The organism is Ideonella flava, assembly GCF_051857595.1.
Taxonomy (GTDB): domain Bacteria; phylum Pseudomonadota; class Gammaproteobacteria; order Burkholderiales; family Burkholderiaceae_C; genus Ideonella.
In genome coordinates this window covers 1-18,478 of the sequence record NZ_JBPZHD010000002.1, presented here as the reverse complement: position 1 = coordinate 18,478, position 18,478 = coordinate 1, and the positions used below count along the sequence as shown (strand labels likewise).

16 protein-coding genes are annotated in these 18,478 nt (G+C 68.6%); 7 read left to right on the top strand and 9 right to left on the bottom strand.

Annotation, left to right across the window (positions count from 1 at the left end):
• Positions 1–42: 42 nt before the first annotated feature.
• On the top strand, positions 43–1,452 hold the full coding sequence (locus tag ACS5PM_RS03880; RefSeq protein ID WP_439385658.1) for a cytochrome P450: 1,410 nt from the start codon (positions 43–45) through the stop codon (positions 1,450–1,452).
• Here ACS5PM_RS03880 and ACS5PM_RS03875 read toward each other — a convergent pair.
• Entirely contained in the window at positions 1,379–2,821 is a 1,443-nt protein-coding gene (locus ACS5PM_RS03875) for a hypothetical protein (RefSeq protein WP_439385655.1), read from the bottom strand. The two genes, ACS5PM_RS03880 and ACS5PM_RS03875, sit on opposite strands and share 74 nt — an antisense overlap.
• A 102-nt stretch (positions 2,822–2,923) precedes the next feature.
• On the opposite strand from ACS5PM_RS03875, the gene ACS5PM_RS03870 reads away from it, so the two are divergent.
• Together ACS5PM_RS03870 and ACS5PM_RS03865 are read left to right on the top strand one after the other, a co-directional pair.
• Entirely contained in the window at positions 2,924–4,861 is a 1,938-nt protein-coding gene (locus ACS5PM_RS03870; RefSeq protein WP_439385653.1) for an NAD(P)-binding protein, read from the top strand.
• Entirely contained in the window at positions 4,861–5,754 is an 894-nt protein-coding gene (locus ACS5PM_RS03865) for a MipA/OmpV family protein (RefSeq protein ID WP_439385651.1), read from the top strand. The genes ACS5PM_RS03870 and ACS5PM_RS03865 overlap by 1 nt, the downstream gene beginning before the upstream one ends.
• Before the next feature lie 62 nt (positions 5,755–5,816).
• Here ACS5PM_RS03865 and gltA read toward each other — a convergent pair whose 3' ends face one another.
• The 7 genes from gltA to ACS5PM_RS03830 form a co-directional block, all read right to left on the bottom strand.
• Positions 5,817–7,127 carry a citrate synthase gene (gene gltA / locus ACS5PM_RS03860; RefSeq protein WP_439385649.1) on the bottom strand — a complete coding sequence of 437 codons (1,311 nt, stop codon included), beginning with the start codon at positions 7,125–7,127 and terminating at the stop codon, positions 5,817–5,819.
• A gap of 52 nt (positions 7,128–7,179) precedes the next feature.
• Positions 7,180–7,452 carry an FAD assembly factor SdhE gene (locus tag ACS5PM_RS03855; protein WP_439385647.1) on the bottom strand — a complete coding sequence of 91 codons (273 nt, stop codon included), beginning with the start codon at positions 7,450–7,452 and terminating at the stop codon, positions 7,180–7,182.
• A 33-nt stretch (positions 7,453–7,485) separates the two neighbouring features.
• Positions 7,486–8,190: a succinate dehydrogenase iron-sulfur subunit gene (locus tag ACS5PM_RS03850; protein ID WP_439385645.1), complete on the bottom strand. Its 705-nt coding sequence runs from the start codon at positions 8,188–8,190 to the stop codon at positions 7,486–7,488.
• Between the two features lie 35 nt (positions 8,191–8,225).
• Positions 8,226–9,932, bottom strand: a complete 1,707-nt coding sequence (gene sdhA, locus ACS5PM_RS03845) for a succinate dehydrogenase flavoprotein subunit (protein WP_439386839.1) — start codon at positions 9,930–9,932, stop codon at positions 8,226–8,228.
• 65 nt (positions 9,933–9,997) lie between these two features.
• The gene (gene sdhD, locus ACS5PM_RS03840; RefSeq protein ID WP_439385643.1) at positions 9,998–10,360 is read right to left on the bottom strand and encodes a succinate dehydrogenase, hydrophobic membrane anchor protein; all 363 of its coding nucleotides are present in this window, start codon (positions 10,358–10,360) and stop codon (positions 9,998–10,000) included.
• Between the two features lie 21 nt (positions 10,361–10,381).
• Positions 10,382–10,825 (bottom strand): succinate dehydrogenase, cytochrome b556 subunit, encoded by a 444-nt coding sequence (gene sdhC / locus ACS5PM_RS03835; RefSeq protein ID WP_439385641.1) that lies wholly within the window; start codon positions 10,823–10,825, stop codon positions 10,382–10,384.
• Between the two features lie 131 nt (positions 10,826–10,956).
• Positions 10,957–11,721, bottom strand: a complete 765-nt coding sequence (locus ACS5PM_RS03830; RefSeq protein WP_439385639.1) for a GntR family transcriptional regulator — start codon at positions 11,719–11,721, stop codon at positions 10,957–10,959.
• Between the two features lie 151 nt (positions 11,722–11,872).
• Here ACS5PM_RS03830 and ACS5PM_RS03825 point away from each other — a divergent pair, with 151 nt between their 5' ends.
• The 4 genes from ACS5PM_RS03825 to acnB all read left to right on the top strand — a co-directional run bounded on the left by ACS5PM_RS03825 (position 11,873) and on the right by acnB (position 17,475).
• A complete protein-coding gene (locus ACS5PM_RS03825; protein WP_439385637.1) occupies positions 11,873–12,859 on the top strand; it encodes a malate dehydrogenase in 987 nt (328 codons plus the stop codon).
• A 69-nt stretch (positions 12,860–12,928) separates the two neighbouring features.
• Positions 12,929–13,969, top strand: coding sequence for an HpcH/HpaI aldolase/citrate lyase family protein (locus ACS5PM_RS03820; RefSeq protein WP_439385635.1), 1,041 nt, complete (start codon positions 12,929–12,931; stop codon positions 13,967–13,969).
• 113 nt (positions 13,970–14,082) lie between these two features.
• Complete coding sequence (locus ACS5PM_RS03815) at positions 14,083–14,631, top strand: hypothetical protein (RefSeq protein ID WP_439385633.1); 549 nt, start codon at positions 14,083–14,085, stop codon at positions 14,629–14,631.
• A 240-nt stretch (positions 14,632–14,871) separates the two neighbouring features.
• Positions 14,872–17,475: a bifunctional aconitate hydratase 2/2-methylisocitrate dehydratase gene (gene acnB, locus ACS5PM_RS03810; protein WP_439385631.1), complete on the top strand. Its 2,604-nt coding sequence runs from the start codon at positions 14,872–14,874 to the stop codon at positions 17,473–17,475.
• A gap of 561 nt (positions 17,476–18,036) precedes the next feature.
• Here acnB and ACS5PM_RS03805 read toward each other — a convergent pair.
• Positions 18,037–18,478, bottom strand: a 442-nt coding sequence (locus ACS5PM_RS03805) for a transposase (protein ID WP_439385629.1), incomplete at its 5' end; no start/stop codon positions are given.

Here is an 18,478-nt window from a genome sequence, read left to right as displayed (position 1 = left end):
CATTCAAGACAGCGGCGGGCCGGCGCGCTCACACTGCGGGGCATGGAACTCACCCACGTCCCGCCGAAGGCGACCGATGCCTTTCCACCCGGCCCGCCGCACCGATGGTGGGGCCTGCCCCTGCTGCGCGCCATGCGGGCCGACTACCTCGGGTTCACCGCCGGCCTGCAGCAGGCGCATGGCGACCTGACCCGTATGCGGCTCGTGAAGGAGCAGGCCTACGACCTCTTCACGGCAGACCTGGTGCGCGAGGCGCTCGTCGACCATGCCGACGCGCTCGTCCGCTGGCAGCGGGGCATCGAGGTCTTCGAGCAGGTCTTCGGCCAGAGCGTGCTGGTGACCGAGGGCGAGACCTGGCAGCGGCAGCGCCGCATGCTGCACGCGGCCTTCACGCCGCGCCGGGTGGCCGGCTACGCCGCGCTCATGCGCGAGGCCGCCCACGGTGCGCTCGACGCCGCGGTGCCGCCCGGCGAACGCGAAGCGCTGGTCGACATGGATGCGTTGTGGACCCGCGTCGCGATGGACGTGATCCTGCGCACGCTCTTCTCCAGCCGGGTCGAAGCGGATGCGCGTGACGCGGCAGCGGCGGTGCAGGTGCTGTCCGAAACCGCCATGCGCGAAATGTTCTGGCCCGTCACCTTGCCCGACTGGCTGCCCCTGCCTGGCAAGGCGGCCAAGCGGCAGGCACTGCGCTTGCTGAAGGGCCTGGTGGGCCACCACATCGAGGCGCGGCGTCGCGAAGGCGATACCCCCCGGGAAGACCTGCTGGCGCACCTGCTGGCGCTGCGGGACGAGGCCACCGGCGCATCGCTTTCCGAGGCCGAGGTGTTCGACCAGTGCATGGTGAGCTTCCAGGCCGGGCACGAGACCTCGGCCACCGCGCTGCTGTGGTGGAGCCGGCTGATGGCCGAGGATGCGGCGGCACTGCAACGCGCACTGGCGGAGGTGGACACCGTCCTGGCCGGCCGCGAGCCCAGGCCCGAGGACCTGCCCACCCTGCCCTGGCTGGGCGCGACACTGAAGGAGGCCATGCGCCTGTACCCGCCGGTGGCCGCGATCATGACCCGCCGCACCACGCGGGAGATCACGCTCGGCGGGCATCGCATTCCTCGCGGCGCGCTGCTGCGCATCACGCCGTGGGTGCTGCAGCGCGACCCGAGGGTGTGGGAAGCACCGGGCGAGTTCCGCCCCGAGCGCTTCATGCCCGGCGCCCCACCCCTGCCCCGCGGCGCCTGGATGCCTTTCGGAACCGGGCCGCGCGTGTGCATTGGGCAGCACTTCGCGACGCTCGAGATGACGCTCGTCGCGGCCATGCTGCTGCAGCGCTACACGTGGAGGCTGCCGGCCGGCGCGTTGCCGGCCCAGCCGGTGCTCAATGTCACCCTGCGTCCGCGCGGCGGGGTGCGCCTTCTGCTGTCCCGGCGGTCGGCTGCGGTCGCGGCCGGACGGTGACACGCGAGTCCAGCGGCCCCGGCCGATAGCCCGGCTCGAAGCGGCAGCCGGGGAACTGCGCCTCGAGCCCCGGGCAAGCCGCCGCGATCCCGGCCGGCGTGGGTTTCTCGCCCTGCTCGACCCACCGCCTGAGCGCCTGCAGCAGGGTCGCGTAGGCCGCGTCGCTGAGGTAGCTGTGCTCGTGGTCGCGGGTGAAGGTCTGCACCAGCCGCTCGGCCCGGCCGGCGCGCGCCACGGTGCGCGCGAACTCGTCGTCGAGTTCGACGAAGGCCGTGGGGTCGTCGATGCCATGCACGCTGAGCACCGGCAGGTCGATGCGGCCGGTCGGATCGGTGTCGGCGGACAGGCGTGAAACTGCCAACGGGTCCGCCTGGTAGCGCAGCACCTGCGCATTGAGCGCCTCGTCGTCGGCCGAGCCGCTGTATCGGGCGCCGATGTTGCCGAAGGGCGAGCCGCCGCCGCCCACGCGGTGCTGCGCAATGTCCTGGAAGTGCCAGGTGGCCCAGGCCAGGTGCGGCACGAGGGCGCTCTCGGGAATGCGGATCACGTGCGTGAGGGTCTCGACCTTGCGCCGTTGCTCGGCAGTGCGCTGGGCCGCCGGCCGGTCGAGCGCCAGGCATTCGTTGACACGCTGGGTGAGCTGGGCGCGCGTCAGCGAAGCCGCGGCCGGCAGGCCTTGCCACAGCGGATAGGCGGGCTCGTCGGCCCGAGGATGGTTGTGGCACAGCGCCTGGTAGACGACGCGCAAGTCGAGCCGGAAGTCATACGAGCGAGTGCCGCCGCCGAGCACGCCGCTGGACAGCAGCACGGCGTCGTAAGGGGCGCGCTGCCCTGCGGACGCGTGGCCGTAGCGCTCGGCCGCCCGCGCAGCGACGCTCGCGCCCCACGACTGCCCGTGAAGCACCGTGTAGCGCGGCGTGCCGACATGGTCGACGAACAGGCGACGCAGGCGCTCGGTGTCCTCGGCCGCAGAGAGCACCGCGACCCCGCCTTGGCGAAAGCTCGAACCCGCCCAGGCATAGCCGGCGCGCAGCATCACAGACCAGCGCTGCAGGTCCTCGTCGACCCGCTCGGCCTTGGGCGCGCCCAGGGTCGGGCCGCCGTGGGCATGCACGACGAGATCGCCCTGCCACCCGGGCGGGATGGCGATGCGGTAGTAGGCACCGGCGCTGTCGCGCCCGCCGAGGCAGCGCGTGCCTGCGGGCAGGCCGGTCGGGCAGTCGACGGCCTGGGGGGCAGCTTCCTTCGGCCATGCGGCCCGGGCCGAGCTGGTGCCATCGGCAGGCGACCAGGCGCAGCCGGCCAGCCCGGCCAAGGCGGCCCACAACGGCCACCATCGCGCGACTCCGTGAAGACGAGGGGACGACAAGGACAAACTCCTGCCGGGCGGATCGCCCGTGCCATGATCGTGAGGTCCCGGATCCTCCCGCATCCGTGCTCGCCGCAGCCCACGACGCCGCCGACGACCCTCATGCCGACCTTGCCCGAGATCACCCGCCGGGACTTTCTCAACGGCGTGGCAATGGCCACGGTGCCCGGCGTCGCCATGGCCACCGCGGGCGATGGCGACCCGATCGCGCAGCGCACCGGCATGCAGGGCCAGTCCGATGCCGTCAACGCCACGGCCCATGCCTGGCGCGACGCGCCGCAGCGCCTGCGCGAAGCGGCGGCCGAAGTCGACGCGGAGATCGAGGACCTGGTCGTCGTCGGTGCCGGATTGAGCGGCCTGGCGGGAGCCTGGCAGTACCGGCGCCACGCGGGTCGCCCAGTGCGCATGCTGCTCATCGACGCGCTCGACGACATCGGCGGCCATGCGCGGCGCAACGAGTTCGTCTCTCGCTCGGGCGTGAAGCTGATCGGCTATGGCGGCTCGCAGTCGCTCGATTCGCCTAGCCTGTTCTCGCCGGCGGCGCGGGGCCTTTTGCAGGATCTGGGCATCGAGCTGCAGCGCTTCGAGAACGAGTTTTTCGACAAGGGCTGGTCCGAGCGCCAGGGGCTGACGCAGACCGGGTTGTTCTTCGGACGCGAGGGCTGGGGCGAGGACCGGCTCGTGCGTCGCACGAAGGACGAGCCGCCCGCCCAATGGCTGCAACGAACGCCCTTCGGCGCTGATGCCCGGGACCGTCTCGCAGCCCTGCTGACCGAGCGCCGGGACGTGCTGCCCGCGCTGAAGACCGTGGCCGCCCGGCGCACCGCCCTGGCCGGCATGAGCTACCGCGATTTCCTTCAACGGCACTGGCGCATCGATCCGGCCGCATCGCGCTTCCTCCAGACCGACACCCAGGGCTATTTCGGCGTCGGCATCGATGCCACGACAGCGCTCGACGCCTGGGCTGCCGGCCTGCCGGGCTTCGGCGGCCTCGCGCTGGGCGAGCACATCGACCGCCGCATGTCGCCCAGCGGCCGCCAGCTGATGGCCAGCCAGGACGAGTACGTCTACCACTTCCCCGACGGCAACGCGGGCGTGGCCCGGGCGCTGGTTCGTGCGCTCATCCCTTCGGCGCTGCCCGGCCAGGGCATGGAAGGGCTGGTCGACGGCACGCTCGACCGGGGTCACCTGGACCGGCCGGATGAGCCGGTGCGCATCCGACTCGGTGCCACCGCGATCGGCCTGCGTCACCTCGGACCGCCGGCGCGCGCCGAGCTCGTCGAGCTGCGATACGTCGATGCAGCGGGCCGTGTACGCCTGGTGCGCGCCCGACAAGTGCTGTTGGCCTGCTGGCACCGTGTGATCGCCCGCTTGACCGATGAGCTGCCCCGCGCGCAGGTCGAGGCGCTTAACGACCAGGTCAAAGTGCCTTTGCTCTACACGACCGTGCTGCTGTCCAACTGGCGTGCCTGGCAACGATCCGGCTTGCATGGGTTGAACGTGATCGACGGATTCTGGAGCGACGTGGCACTGGACTTCCCCGTCAGCATGGGCCGCCAGCGCTTCGCCCAGTCGCCGGACGAGCCCATCCTGCTGCACCTGGGAAAGGTGGTCGTCCCCGGCAACGGGGCTTCGGCCCGGGCCCAGGCAGCGCAGGGTCGCGCAATGCTGCTTGGCTGGGATTTCGCCTATCTCGAGCGGCAGGTGCGCACGCTGCTGCAGTCCGCGTTGGGCGAATTCGGTTTCGACGCCGCCCGCGACATCGAGGCCGTCACCGTCAACCGCTGGGCGCACGGCTACGCCTACGAGTACATGCGGCCCTGGGACCGCTACTGGCCGCGAGGGCCGCTTCCGTGCGAAAGCGCCCGCCGTGGTTGGGGCCGCGTGGCCATCGCCAACAGCGATGCCGGCGCGTATGCCTATGCCCACAGCGCCATCGACCAGGCCACGCGCGCGGTGCAGGAGCTGCTGCCGAAGGCCCGCCTGCCGGCCTGGCATCGCGTTCCGGGTCCGAATCCTGCCCAGATCGGACTGGCTTGATGCCCCACCTGAAGATGCGCCTCACTCATATCGCCCTGGTCCCGATCGCCCTGGCCCTCGCCGCCACCCATGCCGCCGCGCAGTCGGACCGGGACAGGGACCCGTTGACCGACGAGGGCGAGGCCGATGCCGAGGCGCCGCCCTTGTGGACCGCCGGCCTGTTTGCCGTCGCCGGGCATCACGCCGTCTATCCCGGCGCCGCCCGCCGCACCACCAGCGCCGCCTTGCTGCCGTTCGTCACCTACCGGGGTCCCTTGCTCCGGCTGGAAAGCGGCACCGCCGGATTGAGGGCCTTGCGCACGCCGCGCACCGAGCTGGATTTCAGCGCCGCGGCCTCCTTCGGCTCGGGCGGGCAGGACAGCGGCGCGCGCGAGGGCATGCCCGCCGTCGGCACGCTGGCGGAGATCGGGCCGAGCCTGCGGATCCATCTCGGGGAGTTGCCCGAAGACGGCCAACGCCCGCCGTGGCGGCTGGACCTGCCGGTGCGCCTGGTCTTCGACGTCGACCGAAGCCTGCGCTATGCCGGCGTGTCGTTCGAGCCGCGGCTGACCTGGAGGCTGCCGGACTGGAGCGGCTGGACACCTTCGGTCTACCTCGGCGCGCTGGTCGGCAGCCGCGGATTGAACGACATGTACTACGGCGTCGACCCGGCCTACGCCACGCCCACGCGACCCGCCTATTCGGCCAGGGCAGGCCTGGTCGCGACGCGGCTGGGCGTGTCGCTTTCCGGCCGGCTGCGCGATGACCTGCGCCTGGGCCTGCACGCGGGTGTGGAAAGCGTTCGATGGGCAGCCAACGAGGACAGCCCACTGGTCGGCCGGATGGTGGACCCTTCGGTCGCCATCACCCTGACCTGGACGGCCCTGCGCTCGGAGGCGCCGGGCGTGCGCTGATCGGCGTGCCAAGAACAAAAAAAGCCACCCCGGAGGGTGGCTTGATGCGGAGAAGCCTGCGACTACCGTTGCGCCAGGGGAACCACGTCGCGCTGGGCGGCACCGGCGTAGAGCTGGCGCGGGCGGCCGATCTTGTACTCGGGGTCGCCGATCATCTCGTTGAGCTGGGCGATCCAGCCCACCGTGCGGGCCAGCGCGAAGATCGCGGTGAACAGCGGCACCGGGATGCCGATCGCGCGCTGCACGATGCCCGAGTAGAAGTCGACGTTCGGGTAGAGCTTGCGGGCGACGAAGTACTCGTCTTCCAGCGCGATCTTCTCGAGCTCCATCGCCAGCTTGAACAACGGGTCGTTCTGCAGGCCCAGCGCTTCGAGCACCTCGTGGCAGGTCTCGCGCATCAGCTTGGCGCGCGGGTCGTAGTTCTTGTAGACCCGGTGGCCGAAGCCCATCAGCTTGACGCCGGAGTTCTTGTCCTTGACCTTGGCGACGAACTCGCCGATGCGTGCCACGCCGCCCTGGCGCTGGAGGTCGCCGAGCATGTTCAAGGCTGCCTCGTTGGCGCCGCCGTGAGCCGGCCCCCACAGGCAGGCCACGCCGGCCGCGATGGCCGCGAACGGGTTGGTGCCCGAAGAGCCGCACAGGCGCACGGTCGAGGTCGAGGCGTTCTGCTCGTGGTCGGCGTGCAGCGTGAAGATGCGGTCCATCGCCCGCACCAGCACGTCGTTCGGCTTGTACTCCTCGCACGGCGTGGCGAACATCATGCGCATGAAGTTGCCGGCGTAGGTCAGGTCGTTCTTCGGGTAGATGTACGGCTGGCCGATCGTGTACTTGTAGGCCATGGCCACGAGCGTCGGCATCTTCGCGATCAGGCGGATCGCGGCGATCTCGCGGTGCTCGGGGTTATTGATGTCGGTACTGTCGTGATAGAAGGCCGACAGCGCGCCCACCAGGCCGGTCATGACCGCCATCGGGTGCGCGTCGCGGCGGAAGCCGCGCAGGAAGAACTGCATCTGCTCGTTGACCATCGTGTGGTTGGTCACGCGAGCGGTGAAGTCGGCCTTCTGGTCGGCGTTCGGCAGCTCTCCGTACAGCAGCAGGTAGCAGGTCTCGAGGAAGTCGCAGTTCACCGCGAGCTGCTCGATCGGGTAGCCGCGGTACAGCAGCTCGCCCTTGTCGCCATCGATGTAGGTGATGGTCGAGTTGCACGAGGCGGTGGAGAGGAATCCCGGGTCGTAGGTGAACTTGCCGGTCTGGCCGTAGAGCTTGCGGATGTCGATCACGTCCGGGCCGATGGTGCCCTTGTAGATCGGCAGGTCCATGGTCGGGCTGCCATCCGAGAACGACAGGGTGGCTTTCACATCGGACGGGGTCATCGTCGGTTCCTTTCGAACAAATCTCTTGGCCGGGTGATCGATCCGTCGGGCTTCAGCCCGGCTCACGCATCAGCGCCAGCACTTCCTTCACTTCGGGGCGATCGAGCTCGCCCTCCGGTTCCTTGCGGGCGAGCAGCAGGTCCAGCAGGTCGTTGTCCGACAGGTCCATCAGGCCTTGCAGCCCCTGCACCTGGCGCACCGTCAGCCCGGCCTCGTGGCGCCGGAAGAAGCGCTCGACGAACAGGTCGTTCTCGAGCAGCCCCCTGCGGCAGCGCCACTTCAGGCGACCGAGATCGCCTGAGGACAGCTGGGCAGCAGTTTCCATGCCTCGTGTTGCTGGGTCCTGAACGCGCCGCGGTCAGACCGCCCGGCGCACCATCAATTCCTTGATCTTGCCGATCGCCTTCGTCGGGTTCAGGCCCTTGGGACAGACGTCGACGCAGTTCATGATGGTGTGGCAGCGGAACAGACGGTACGGGTCTTCGAGGTTGTCCAGCCGCGCACTGGTGGCCTCGTCACGGCTGTCGGCGATGAAGCGATAGGCCTGCAGCAGGCCGGCCGGGCCGACGAACTTGTCGGGGTTCCACCAGAAGCTCGGGCAACTCGTCGAGCAGCTGGCGCAGAGAATGCATTCGTACAGGCCGTCGAGCTCTTCACGCTCCTCGGGCGACTGCAGGCGCTCCTTCTCGGGCGGCGGCGTGTCGTTGACGAGGTAGGGCTTGATGGAGTGGTACTGCTGGAAGAACTGCGTCATGTCGACGATCAGGTCGCGCACCACCGGCAGGCCGGGCAGCGGGCGCAGCACGATCCTGTCGGGCAGCGTCAGCATGTTCGTCAGGCAGGCCAGGCCGTTCTTGCCGTTGATGTTCATGGCGTCCGAGCCACAGACGCCTTCGCGGCAGGACCGGCGGAAGGACAGCGTGGGGTCGACCGCCTTGAGCTTGACCAGCGCGTCCAGCAGCATGCGCTCGTGGCCATCGAGCTCGACCTCGATGGTCTGCATGTAGGGCTTGGCGTCCTTGTCCGGGTCGTACCGATAGATTTCGAAGCTTCGCTTTGCCATGATTCGGATTCTTTGCGGTCTTGAGAAGGTACGGACTAGAACGTACGCACTTTGGGCGGCACGGATTCGACGGTCAGCGGCGTGAGCTTGACCGGCTTGTAATCCAGCCGGTTGCCCTCCGAGTACCACAGCGTGTGCTTCATCCAGTTCGCGTCGTCGCGGTTCGGATAGTCGTTGTGGGCATGGGCGCCGCGGCTCTCGGGGCGGGCCGCCGCCGAGATCATCGTGGCCTGCGCGGCCTCGATCAGGTTCTCGACCTCCAGCGCCTCGACACGCGCCGTGTTGAAGACCTTGGAGTTGTCCTTCAGGCCGATGCTCTTGGCGCGCTCGGCGACCTGCTTGATCTTCGCCACGCCCTCGTCCATGCTGGCCTGGGTGCGGAACACGCCGGCGTGCTTCTGCATGGTGGCGCGGATGTCGTTGGCCACGTCCTGCGAGTACTCACCATTCGGGTTGCCATCCAGCCGGGCCAGGCGGGCCAGCGTGCGGTCGGCGGCATCGGCCGGCAGCGGTTTGTGGCTTTTCGTCTTGAGCGCCGTCTCGACGATGTGGTTGCCGGCCGCGCGGCCGAAGACCACCAGGTCCAGCAGCGAGTTGGTGCCCAGGCGGTTGGCGCCGTGCACCGAGACGCAGGAGCATTCACCCACCGCGTACAGGCCGTTGACCACCGCGTTCGGATCGCCGTTCTTCGGCACCACCACCTGGCCGTGGATGTTGGTCGGGATGCCGCCCATTTGGTAGTGGATGGTCGGCACCACGGGGATCGGCTCCTTCGTGATGTCGACGTTGGCGAAGTTGTGGCCGATCTCGAGCACCGAGGGCAGGCGCTTCATGATCGTCTCGGCGCCCAGGTGGGTCATGTCGAGCAGCACGTAGTCCTTGTTCGGACCGCAGCCGCGACCTTCCTTGATCTCCTGGTCCATCGAGCGCGAGACGAAATCGCGCGGCGCCAGGTCCTTCAGCGTCGGGGCGTAGCGCTCCATGAAGCGCTCGCCGTTGGCGTTGCGCAGGATCGCGCCTTCGCCGCGGCAGCCTTCGGTGAGCAGCACGCCAGCGCCGGCCACGCCGGTGGGGTGGAACTGCCAGAACTCCATGTCCTCCAGCGGGATGCCGGCGCGCGCCGCCATGCCGAGGCCGTCACCGGTGTTGATGAAGGCGTTGGTCGACGCGGCGTAGATGCGGCCCGCGCCGCCGGTCGCCATCAGCACCGTCTTGGCTTCGAGGATGTAGAGCTCGCCGGTCTCCATCTCGAGGGCGGTGACGCCGACGCAGTCGCCTTCCGCGTCGCGGATGAGGTCCAGCGCCATCCACTCGACGAAGAAGTTGGTGCGGGCCTTGACGTTCTGCTGGTACAGCGTGTGCAGCAGCGCGTGGCCGGTGCGGTCGGCCGCGGCGCAGGCGCGCTGCACCGGCTTCTCGCCGTAGTTGGCCGTGTGGCCGCCGAAGGGGCGCTGGTAGATCGTGCCGTCGGCGTTGCGGTCGAACGGCATGCCGAAGTGCTCGAGCTCGTAGACGACCTTGGGCGCTTCGCGGCACATGAACTCGATCGCGTCCTGGTCGCCCAGCCAGTCCGAGCCCTTGACGGTGTCGAAGAAGTGGTAGTGCCAGTTGTCCTCGCTCATGTTGCCGAGCGAGGCGCCGATGCCGCCTTGCGCGGCCACGGTGTGCGAGCGCGTCGGGAAGACCTTGGACAGCACCGCCACCGACAGGCCGGCGAGCGACAGCTGCAAGGAGGCCCGCATGCCGGAGCCGCCGGCCCCGACGATGACCACGTCGAACTTGCGTTTGGAAATCGAGGCGGCCACGTTCAGAGTCTCCACAGCACTTGGATCGCCCAGCCGGCACAGCCGACCAGCCACACGATGGTGAACACCTGCAAGGCGAGCTTCAGGCCCACCGGCTTGATGTAGTCCATCCAGATGTCGCGCATGCCGACCCAGGCGTGGTACAGCAGCGAGACGATGACGACGAAGGTGAAGACCTTCATCCACTGGGCGGCGAAGATGCCGGCCCACTTGTCGTAGCCCATGGGGCCGCCCACCAGCACCTGCAGCAGCAGCACGATGGTGAACAGCGCCATCAGGACGGCGGTGACGCGTTGCGCGAGCCAGTCGCGAAAGCCGTAGTGCGCGCCCACGACGAGGCGCTTGGAACCGTGGTTGATTGCCATGTCGAGAATCCTTCGCGGCCGTCAGAACAGGCCGAACAGCTTGGCGCCGAGCAGCACCGTGAGCACGAGGCTGATCACCAGCGTGGCCACGGCCGAGGTCTTGCCCTGCTCCTTCGAGACGCTGTGGGTCATGTCCATCCACAGGTGGCGCACACCGGCGACGAAGTGGTGCAGGTAGCCCCAGATCAGCGCCAGGGTGACGAGCTTGACGAACCACGCCGGCAGGAAGCCGATGCCCGCCAGGTAGGCGCTGCGGAAGGTGTCGTAGGAGATCTCGGAGGTGACGCTGGTGTCGAACAGCCAGATCACGAAGGGCATCAGCAGGAACAGGATGAAGCCCGAGATGCGGTGCAGGATGGAGACGATGCCGGCAGCCGGCAAGCGGTAGTGGGGAAGATCCGACAACGCGTGGATGTTGCGGAACTCCGGGCGCCTGGCAGGCGTGTCGGGCAGCGTGTTGGCCATGAGATCTCAGTCCTGGTGTCGGTCCTTGGTGGGCACTTTGGGCGCAAGCCCACCCTGTCGGGCGCGAGGGCAGTGAAACCAATCGATTCTATTGCAGCGCAACAAGCTTGCGCCGGGCTTGCCCCGATGGATCAGCTCAGTTCGTTGCGGTAGTAGTGCGCCCTCGTGTTGTACAGGCCGCGCCGCAGCTCGACCGGCTTGTCGCCGTAGGTGTGCGAAAGGCGCTCCACGCTCAGCAGGGGCGCGCCCCGCGTGACGTGCAGGAGCTCGGCCGTCGCCTCGTCGGCCGCCACGGCGCGGATCTTCTCTTCGGCGCGGATCATGCGCACGCCGAACTCGGTCTCGAACAGACCGTACATCGGGCCTTCGTAATCGGACAGGCGCTCGGCGGTCAGCCCCTTGAACATCAGCGCCGGCAGCCAGATCTCGTCCAGCACCACCGGCTCGGCGTTGCGCCAGAGGGTGCGGCGCACGAGCAGCGCGGGCTCGCCGCCCACCAGGCCGAGGGCCCGCGAGACCGAGGCGGGCGCGCGCATGCGGCGGCAATCGAGGAAGTGGCGGGCCATGCCCGTGACCGGGCCTTCGTCGGGCATCAGCCGGAGGAAGCGGTACTGGATCTGCTCTTCGGCGTGGGTGGCCACGTAGGTGCCCTTGCCCTGGCGACGAACAAGCAGGTTCTCGGTCGCCAGCTCGTCGATGGCCTTGCGCACCGTGCCCTGGCTGACGCGAAAGCGCGCCGCCAGCTCGAGCTCGCTGGGGATCGCTTCGCCCGGCTTCCACTCGCCACTCTGCAGGCTCTTGACCAGCAAGGCCTTGATCTGCTGGTACAGCGGACTGAACGCCGGGCCTGTGGCCGGCGAGGCGCTGGACTCTGAAGGCGGCAGATCGGCAGGCATGGCTTTGTGTCTTATATAAGACATAAGAATATCAGAAACCGAGGGTCAACCCCGGGCTACACTTGCGGACTCGGCCGCGCCTGCTGCCGTCATCGGCGGCGCCCCGCCCCAGGAATTCGCCCTTTCTCTCTTCCCCTTCGGAGACTTCACCATGAGCAAGAAGCCCGTTCGCGTCGCCGTCACCGGCGCCGCCGGCCAGATCGGTTATGCCCTGCTGTTCCGCATCGCCTCGGGCGAAATGCTGGGCAAGGACCAGCCCGTCATCCTGCAGCTGCTGGAGATCCCCGACGAGAAGGCCCAGAAGGCACTCAAGGGCGTGATGATGGAACTCGAGGACTGCGCCTTCCCGCTGCTGGCCGGCATGGAAGCCCACTCGGACGCGATGACCGCCTTCAAGGACACCGACTACGCCCTGCTCGTCGGCGCCCGCCCCCGCGGCCCCGGCATGGAGCGTGCCGACCTGCTGGCCGCCAACGCGCAGATCTTCACGGCCCAGGGCAAGGCGCTCAACGCCGTGGCCTCGCGCAACGTGAAGGTCCTGGTTGTCGGCAACCCGGCCAACACCAACGCCTACATCGCCATGAAGTCCGCGCCGGACCTGCCGCGCAAGAACTTCACCGCCATGCTGCGCCTGGACCACAACCGCGCGCTCTCGCAGGTCGCCGCCAAGACGGGCAAGCCGGTCGCGTCGATCAAGCAGATGGCCGTCTGGGGCAACCACTCGCCGACGATGTACGCCGACTACCGCTTTGCCACCATCGACGGCGCCCCGGTCAAGGACATGATCAACGACCAGGTGTGGAACAAGGACGTGTTCCTGCCCACCGTCGGCAAGCGCGGCGCGGCCATCATCGAGGCTCGCGGCCTGTCGTCCGCCGCCTCCGCCGCCAACGCCGCCATCGACCACATGCGCGACTGGGCCCTCGGCACCCGCGGCGAGTGGGTCACGATGGGCGTGCCCAGCAACGGCGAATACGGCATCCCCAAGGACGTGATGTTCGGCTTCCCGGTCACGACCGAGAACGGCGAGTACAAGATCGTCGAAGGCCTGCCGATCGACGCGTTCTCGCAGGAGTGCATCAACAAGACCCTGGGCGAGCTGCAAGGCGAGCAGGACGGGGTCAAGCACCTGCTCTGATCCGCTTGGGCGCAGTAAGCTGACGGGCCGGGATCGCGCGATGCGACCCGGCCTTTTTCATTGCCGACCATGAGCCAAGCCATCCATCCCAGCCAAGCCCTCGTCGATGCGGGCGAGGCCGCCCTGCCCGACCTGCCCGTCTGTGACCACTACTGCGGCGTCGAGGCCCGCATGCGCAAGAGCCTGGCGTTGCAGTCCGAACTCGGCCCGGCCTTCGACGTCACGCTCGATGGCGAGGACGGCGCACCGGTCGGCGGAGAGGTCGAGCACGCGCAACTCATGGCCGAGCTCGTTGATTCGACTGCCAATGCCTTCGGCCGTGTCGGCGCCCGGGTCGTGCCGGTCGGCCACCCCGCTTTCGAGCCGATGCTCGAGGCGTTGCTGCCGCGCGCGGGCGCCCGCCTGGCGTATCTCATGATCCCGAAGCCGGACCGTGCGGCCGATATCGACACCGCTGTTGCGGCAGTCGATCGCATCAGCGCGGCCGCCGGTCTCTCGCGCCGCATCCCGCTGCACGCCCTGGTGGAGACGCACGGCGCGCTGCGCGAGGTACAGGCGATTGCGGCGCATCCTCGCATCGAGTCGCTGTCCTTCGGGCTGATGGATTTCGTCTCGGCGCACCATGGGGCGATCCCGCAATCCGCCATGGGCGCCCAAGGCCAGTTCGAGCACCCGCTGGTCGTGCGGGCCAAACTGGAGATCGCGGCCGCCTGCCACGGTCACGCCAAGGTGCCTTCGCATTGCGTGGTGACGGAGTTCAAGGATGCCTCCGCGCTCCAGGCCGCGGCAGAGCGCGCGTCGCGCCAGTTCGGCTTCACCCGCATGTGGAGCATCCACCCCGACCAGATCCGCCCGATCATCGACGCCTTCGCGCCCAGCGCAGCCGAGATCGACCAGGCCATCGAGATCATCACGGCCGCGCAGGCGGCGGACTGGGCGCCCATCCGCCACGGCACGCGCGGGCGCGAGCAGTTGCACGACCGGGCGAGCTACCGCTACTTCTGGCAGGTGCTGCAGCGAGCCCATCGCACCTCGTTCGCGGGCGGGCCGCAATTGCCGGCAGAGATCAGGCTGGCGTACTTTTCGAGCGACGCGCCACAACCGGCGTGACATTCTTCGCACTTGGGCGAACGGCCCGCGTCGTTGAAACCATCAGTCACTCCTGAGCAGAGGGGGGTCGACACAATCGCGGCGGTTGTCCTCTGCATCCGGAGTTCCATTTCATGACCCGACTTTCCATCCGTCTTCTGTCCCTGGCTGCCAGCGTGTGCCTGATCGGTGCCGCCTCGGCCCAGACGGCCGCCCCGGCCAAGCCGGCCGCCCCAGCCGCCAAGCCGGCCGCCAAGAAGGCCGCCCCCGCCAAGCCCGCCCCGAAGCCCGTGGTCGAAGAGACCCTGCCCGCCGCCAGCAGCGAACAGGCCTCCGCGGCCCAGATGACGCACATCGGCCACTACGACTGCGAGTTCAACCAGGGCGTCGAAGTGGCCATGAACCCGAAGTACGACGGCTATGTCGACGTGACCTTCGGCAAGCAGAAATACACGATGAAGCCGGTGCTCTCGTCCACCGGCGCGTTGCGCCTGGAAGACGTCAAGGGCCAGACCCTCATGCTGCAGATCGCCTACAAGTCCATGCTGATGGACGTGAAGGCCGGCCGCCGGCTGGTCGACGAGTGCGTGAGCGAGAAGCAGCGCCTGGCCAAGAAGGCCGCCGAGGGCCAGCCCAGCGCCGGCCTGATGAGCGACGGCGCTGCCGCCTCGACATCGCGCTGAGCCCCGCCTTCCCCGATCCGACACGAAAGCCCGGCCCTGCCGGGCTTTTTTCGTGGCCGGTGGCCGGCCAGGCCGCCCGCCCCCAAGACGGTACGGGCCTTGCGAGGCTTCTCGTCTGCAGGAAAATCGCCGTTTCGTCAGGCGGTCCAGCGCCGGCGCTGCCAGGCCAGGCTTGGCAAGTCTTATATAAGATATAAAATATCGTAGAAACCCTTGCCCCTCGTCTTCAGGAGCCCCGCCATGCTGCAAATCTATCGCCAACACGTCGCAGAGCGCGCCGCGCTCGGCATCCCGCCGCTGCCGCTCGACGCCAAGCAGATCGCCGAGGTGATCGAGCTGATCAAGAGCCCGCCGGCGGGTGAGGAAGCCTTCCTGCTGGATCTCATCACGCACCGCGTTCCGCCGGGCGTCGACGACGCGGCCAAGGTCAAGGCCAGCTTCCTGGCGGCGGTCGCGCATGGCGACGTGAAGGTCGACCTGATCAGCCGCGCCAAGGCCACCGAGCTGCTGGGCACGATGGTGGGCGGCTACAACGTCCATCCGCTGATCGAGCTGCTGGACGATGCCGAAGTGAGCGGCGTGGCGGCCGAGGCCCTGAAGAAGACGCTGCTGATGTTCGACTTCTTCAACGACGTGGCCGAGAAGGCCCGCGCCGGCAACGCCCGCGCGAAGGAAGTCATGCAGAGCTGGGCCGACGCCGAGTGGTTCACCTCGCGGCCCGAAGTGCCGCAGAAGATCACCGTCACCGTCTTCAAGGTGCCCGGCGAGACCAACACCGACGACCTCTCCCCCGCGCCCGACGCCTGGAGCCGCCCGGACATCCCGCTGCACTACCTCGCCATGCTGAAGAACACGCGCGAAGGCGCGGCCTTCAAGCCGGAGGAAGACGGCAAGCGCGGCCCGATCGCCTTCATCGAGGACCTGAAGAAGAAGGGCCACGTCGTGGCCTACGTCGGCGACGTGGTCGGCACCGGCTCGTCGCGCAAGAGCGCGACCAACTCGGTCATCTGGGCCACCGGGCAGGACATCCCCTTCGTGCCGAACAAGCGCTTCGGCGGCGTCACCCTGGGCGGCAAGATCGCGCCCATCTTCTTCAACACGCAAGAGGATTCGGGCTCGCTGCCGATCGAGGTCGACGTGTCCAAGCTCGAGATGGGCGACGTGGTCGACGTGATGCCGTATGAAGGCAAGGTCGTGAAGAACGGCGAGGTCGCCGCCAGCTTCCAGCTCAAGAGCGAGGTGCTGCTCGACGAAGTCCGCGCCGGCGGCCGCATCAACCTGATCATCGGCCGCTCGCTGACCACCAAGGCACGCGAGTTCCTGGGCCTGCCCGCCTCCACCATCTTCCGCCTGCCCAAGGCGCCGGTGGACAGCGGCAAGGGCTACACCCTGGCACAGAAGATGGTCGGCCGCGCCTGCGGGCTGCCTGAGGTGAACGGCACGCAGAAAGGCATCCGCCCCGGCACCTACTGCGAACCCAAGATGACCACCGTCGGCAGCCAGGACACCACCGGCCCGATGACCCGCGACGAGCTGAAGGACCTGGCCTGCCTGGGCTTCTCGGCCGACCTGGTGATGCAGTCGTTCTGCCACACCGCGGCCTATCCGAAGCCGGTGGACGTGAAGACCCACCGCGAGCTGCCGACCTTCATGAGCAACCGTGGCGGCGTCTCGCTGCGCCCGGGCGACGGCATCATCCACTCCTGGCTGAACCGCCTGCTGCTGCCCGACACGGTGGGCACCGGTGGCGACTCGCACACCCGCTTCCCGATCGGCATCTCCTTTCCCGCCGGCTCCGGCCTCGTCGCTTTCGGCGCGGCCACCGGCGTGATGCCGCTGGACATGCCCGAATCGGTGCTGGTGCGCTTCAAGGGCCAGATGCAGCCCGGCGTCACCCTGCGCGACCTGGTCCATGCGATCCCCCTGTACGCGATCAAGCAGGGCCTGCTGACCGTCGCCAAGCAAGGCAAGAAGAACATCTTCTCGGGCCGCATCCTCGAGATCGAAGGCCTGCCGGACCTGAAGATCGAACAGGCCTTCGAGTTGTCCGACGCCTCCGCCGAGCGCTCGGCCGCCGGCTGCACCGTCAAGCTCAACCCCGAGCCGATCAAGGAGTACCTCAGCAGCAACATCGTGCTGATGAAGAACATGATCGCCGACGGCTACGAGGACAAGCGCACGCTGGAGCGCCGCATCAAGGCCGTGGAGGCCTGGCTGGCCAACCCGAAGCTGATGCAGGCCGACGCCGACGCCGAGTACGCCGCGGTGATCGAGATCGACCTGAACGAGCTGAAGGAGCCGGTGCTCTGCTGTCCGAACGACCCGGACGACGCCAAGCTGCTGTCCGAAGTCGCCGGCACCAAGATCGACGAAGCCTTCATCGGCTCGTGCATGACCAACATCGGCCACTTCCGGGCGGCCGCGCGCCTGCTGGGCGGCCAGCGCGACATCCCGGTCAAGCTTTGGGTCGCGCCGCCGACCAAGATGGACCAGAGCGAGCTGATCAAGGAAGGCCACTACGCCGCGTTCGGCACCGCCGGCGCCCGCACCGAGATGCCGGGCTGCTCGCTGTGCATGGGCAACCAGGCGCAGGTGCGTGAAGGCGCGACGGTGGTCTCGACCTCGACCCGCAACTTCCCCAACCGCCTGGGCAAGAACACCAACGTGTTCCTGGCCTCCGCCGAGCTGGCGGCCATCGCCTCCAAGCTGGGCCGCATCCCGACGGTCGAGGAGTACCACGCCGAGATGGGCGTCGTGAACAAGGACGCAGCCGGCATCTACCGCTACATGAACTTCGACCAGATCGCCGAGTACGCCGAAACCGCCAAGACCGTCACCGCCTGACGCGACCGTCTCCGCAATGCCAACGGCCCGCCAACCGGCGGGCCGTTTTTCATTGAGTTGCCGAGCCGCGCTTTGCGCTGGCCCTTGCCCTGCCACCACCGGGCCGCGCTCTGCGCCGGCCCCTCACCAGGGCGTGCGCGGATCCGGCTCCGCCGGTCCGCTGCGCGAGCCCCCTTCTATGGGGAAGCGTTTGTCAAGCTTCTCCGTCACGGCGGGTGCGCTGTAGGGGACGTCGTTGGGGTTCCCCTTCCCGCTGGCGGGAAGGGGCGGAGGGGATGGGTGGAGCTCGTCTGTCTGGCTGCCGGGGGGCAGGTCGAGGAAGAAGTCCCGGGTCGCAGAGTGCTGCAGCGTTCGAGCCAAGGCTCGAACCACCTTCTATCCGTGGCGGGCACTGCCGCCACCCGATGCAGCGTACGCGCGAGGCGCTTGGCTGACTCTGCGGTTACCGACGCGCCCCATCTCGGGGACGGCCGCGGCGAAGCGGCCCAGGGGCTTCCACGGGCGCGTCGACCTGGGTTCATCGCGATGACTCGGCGTTCAGGCATATGGCCGGGCTCTTGCTCAGGCGGGCATCCCCTTGAGCGTGGCCCCCGCGGGGATCTCGCCGAACTGCGCGTAGCGCCACAACGCCACCGCCAGGCGCCGCGCCAGCGCCACGATGCCGATGCGGCGCATGCGCTTGCCGCCGGCAGCAAAACGTCGCTCGAACCAGTGCGTGAGGTCACTGTCGGGCTGCAGCCTGAGCCAGCGCCACGACAGCTCCACCAGCAGCCAGCGCACACGCTTGTTGCCGGCTTTGCCGATGCCTTGCTCGCGCGCGCTCTGGCCGCTGTCGTACGGCGTGGGCGCCAGCCCGATGGCCGCAGCCACCTGGCGCCGATTGTCGAACTGCCGCCAGCCGAACAGCTCCTTGCCCAGCACCCAGGCGCTGCTCATGCCGATGGAACGCAACTGGCTGAGCTGGCTCACCAGGGGCTCCTTGCGCAGTTGCCGGCGTTGCTGC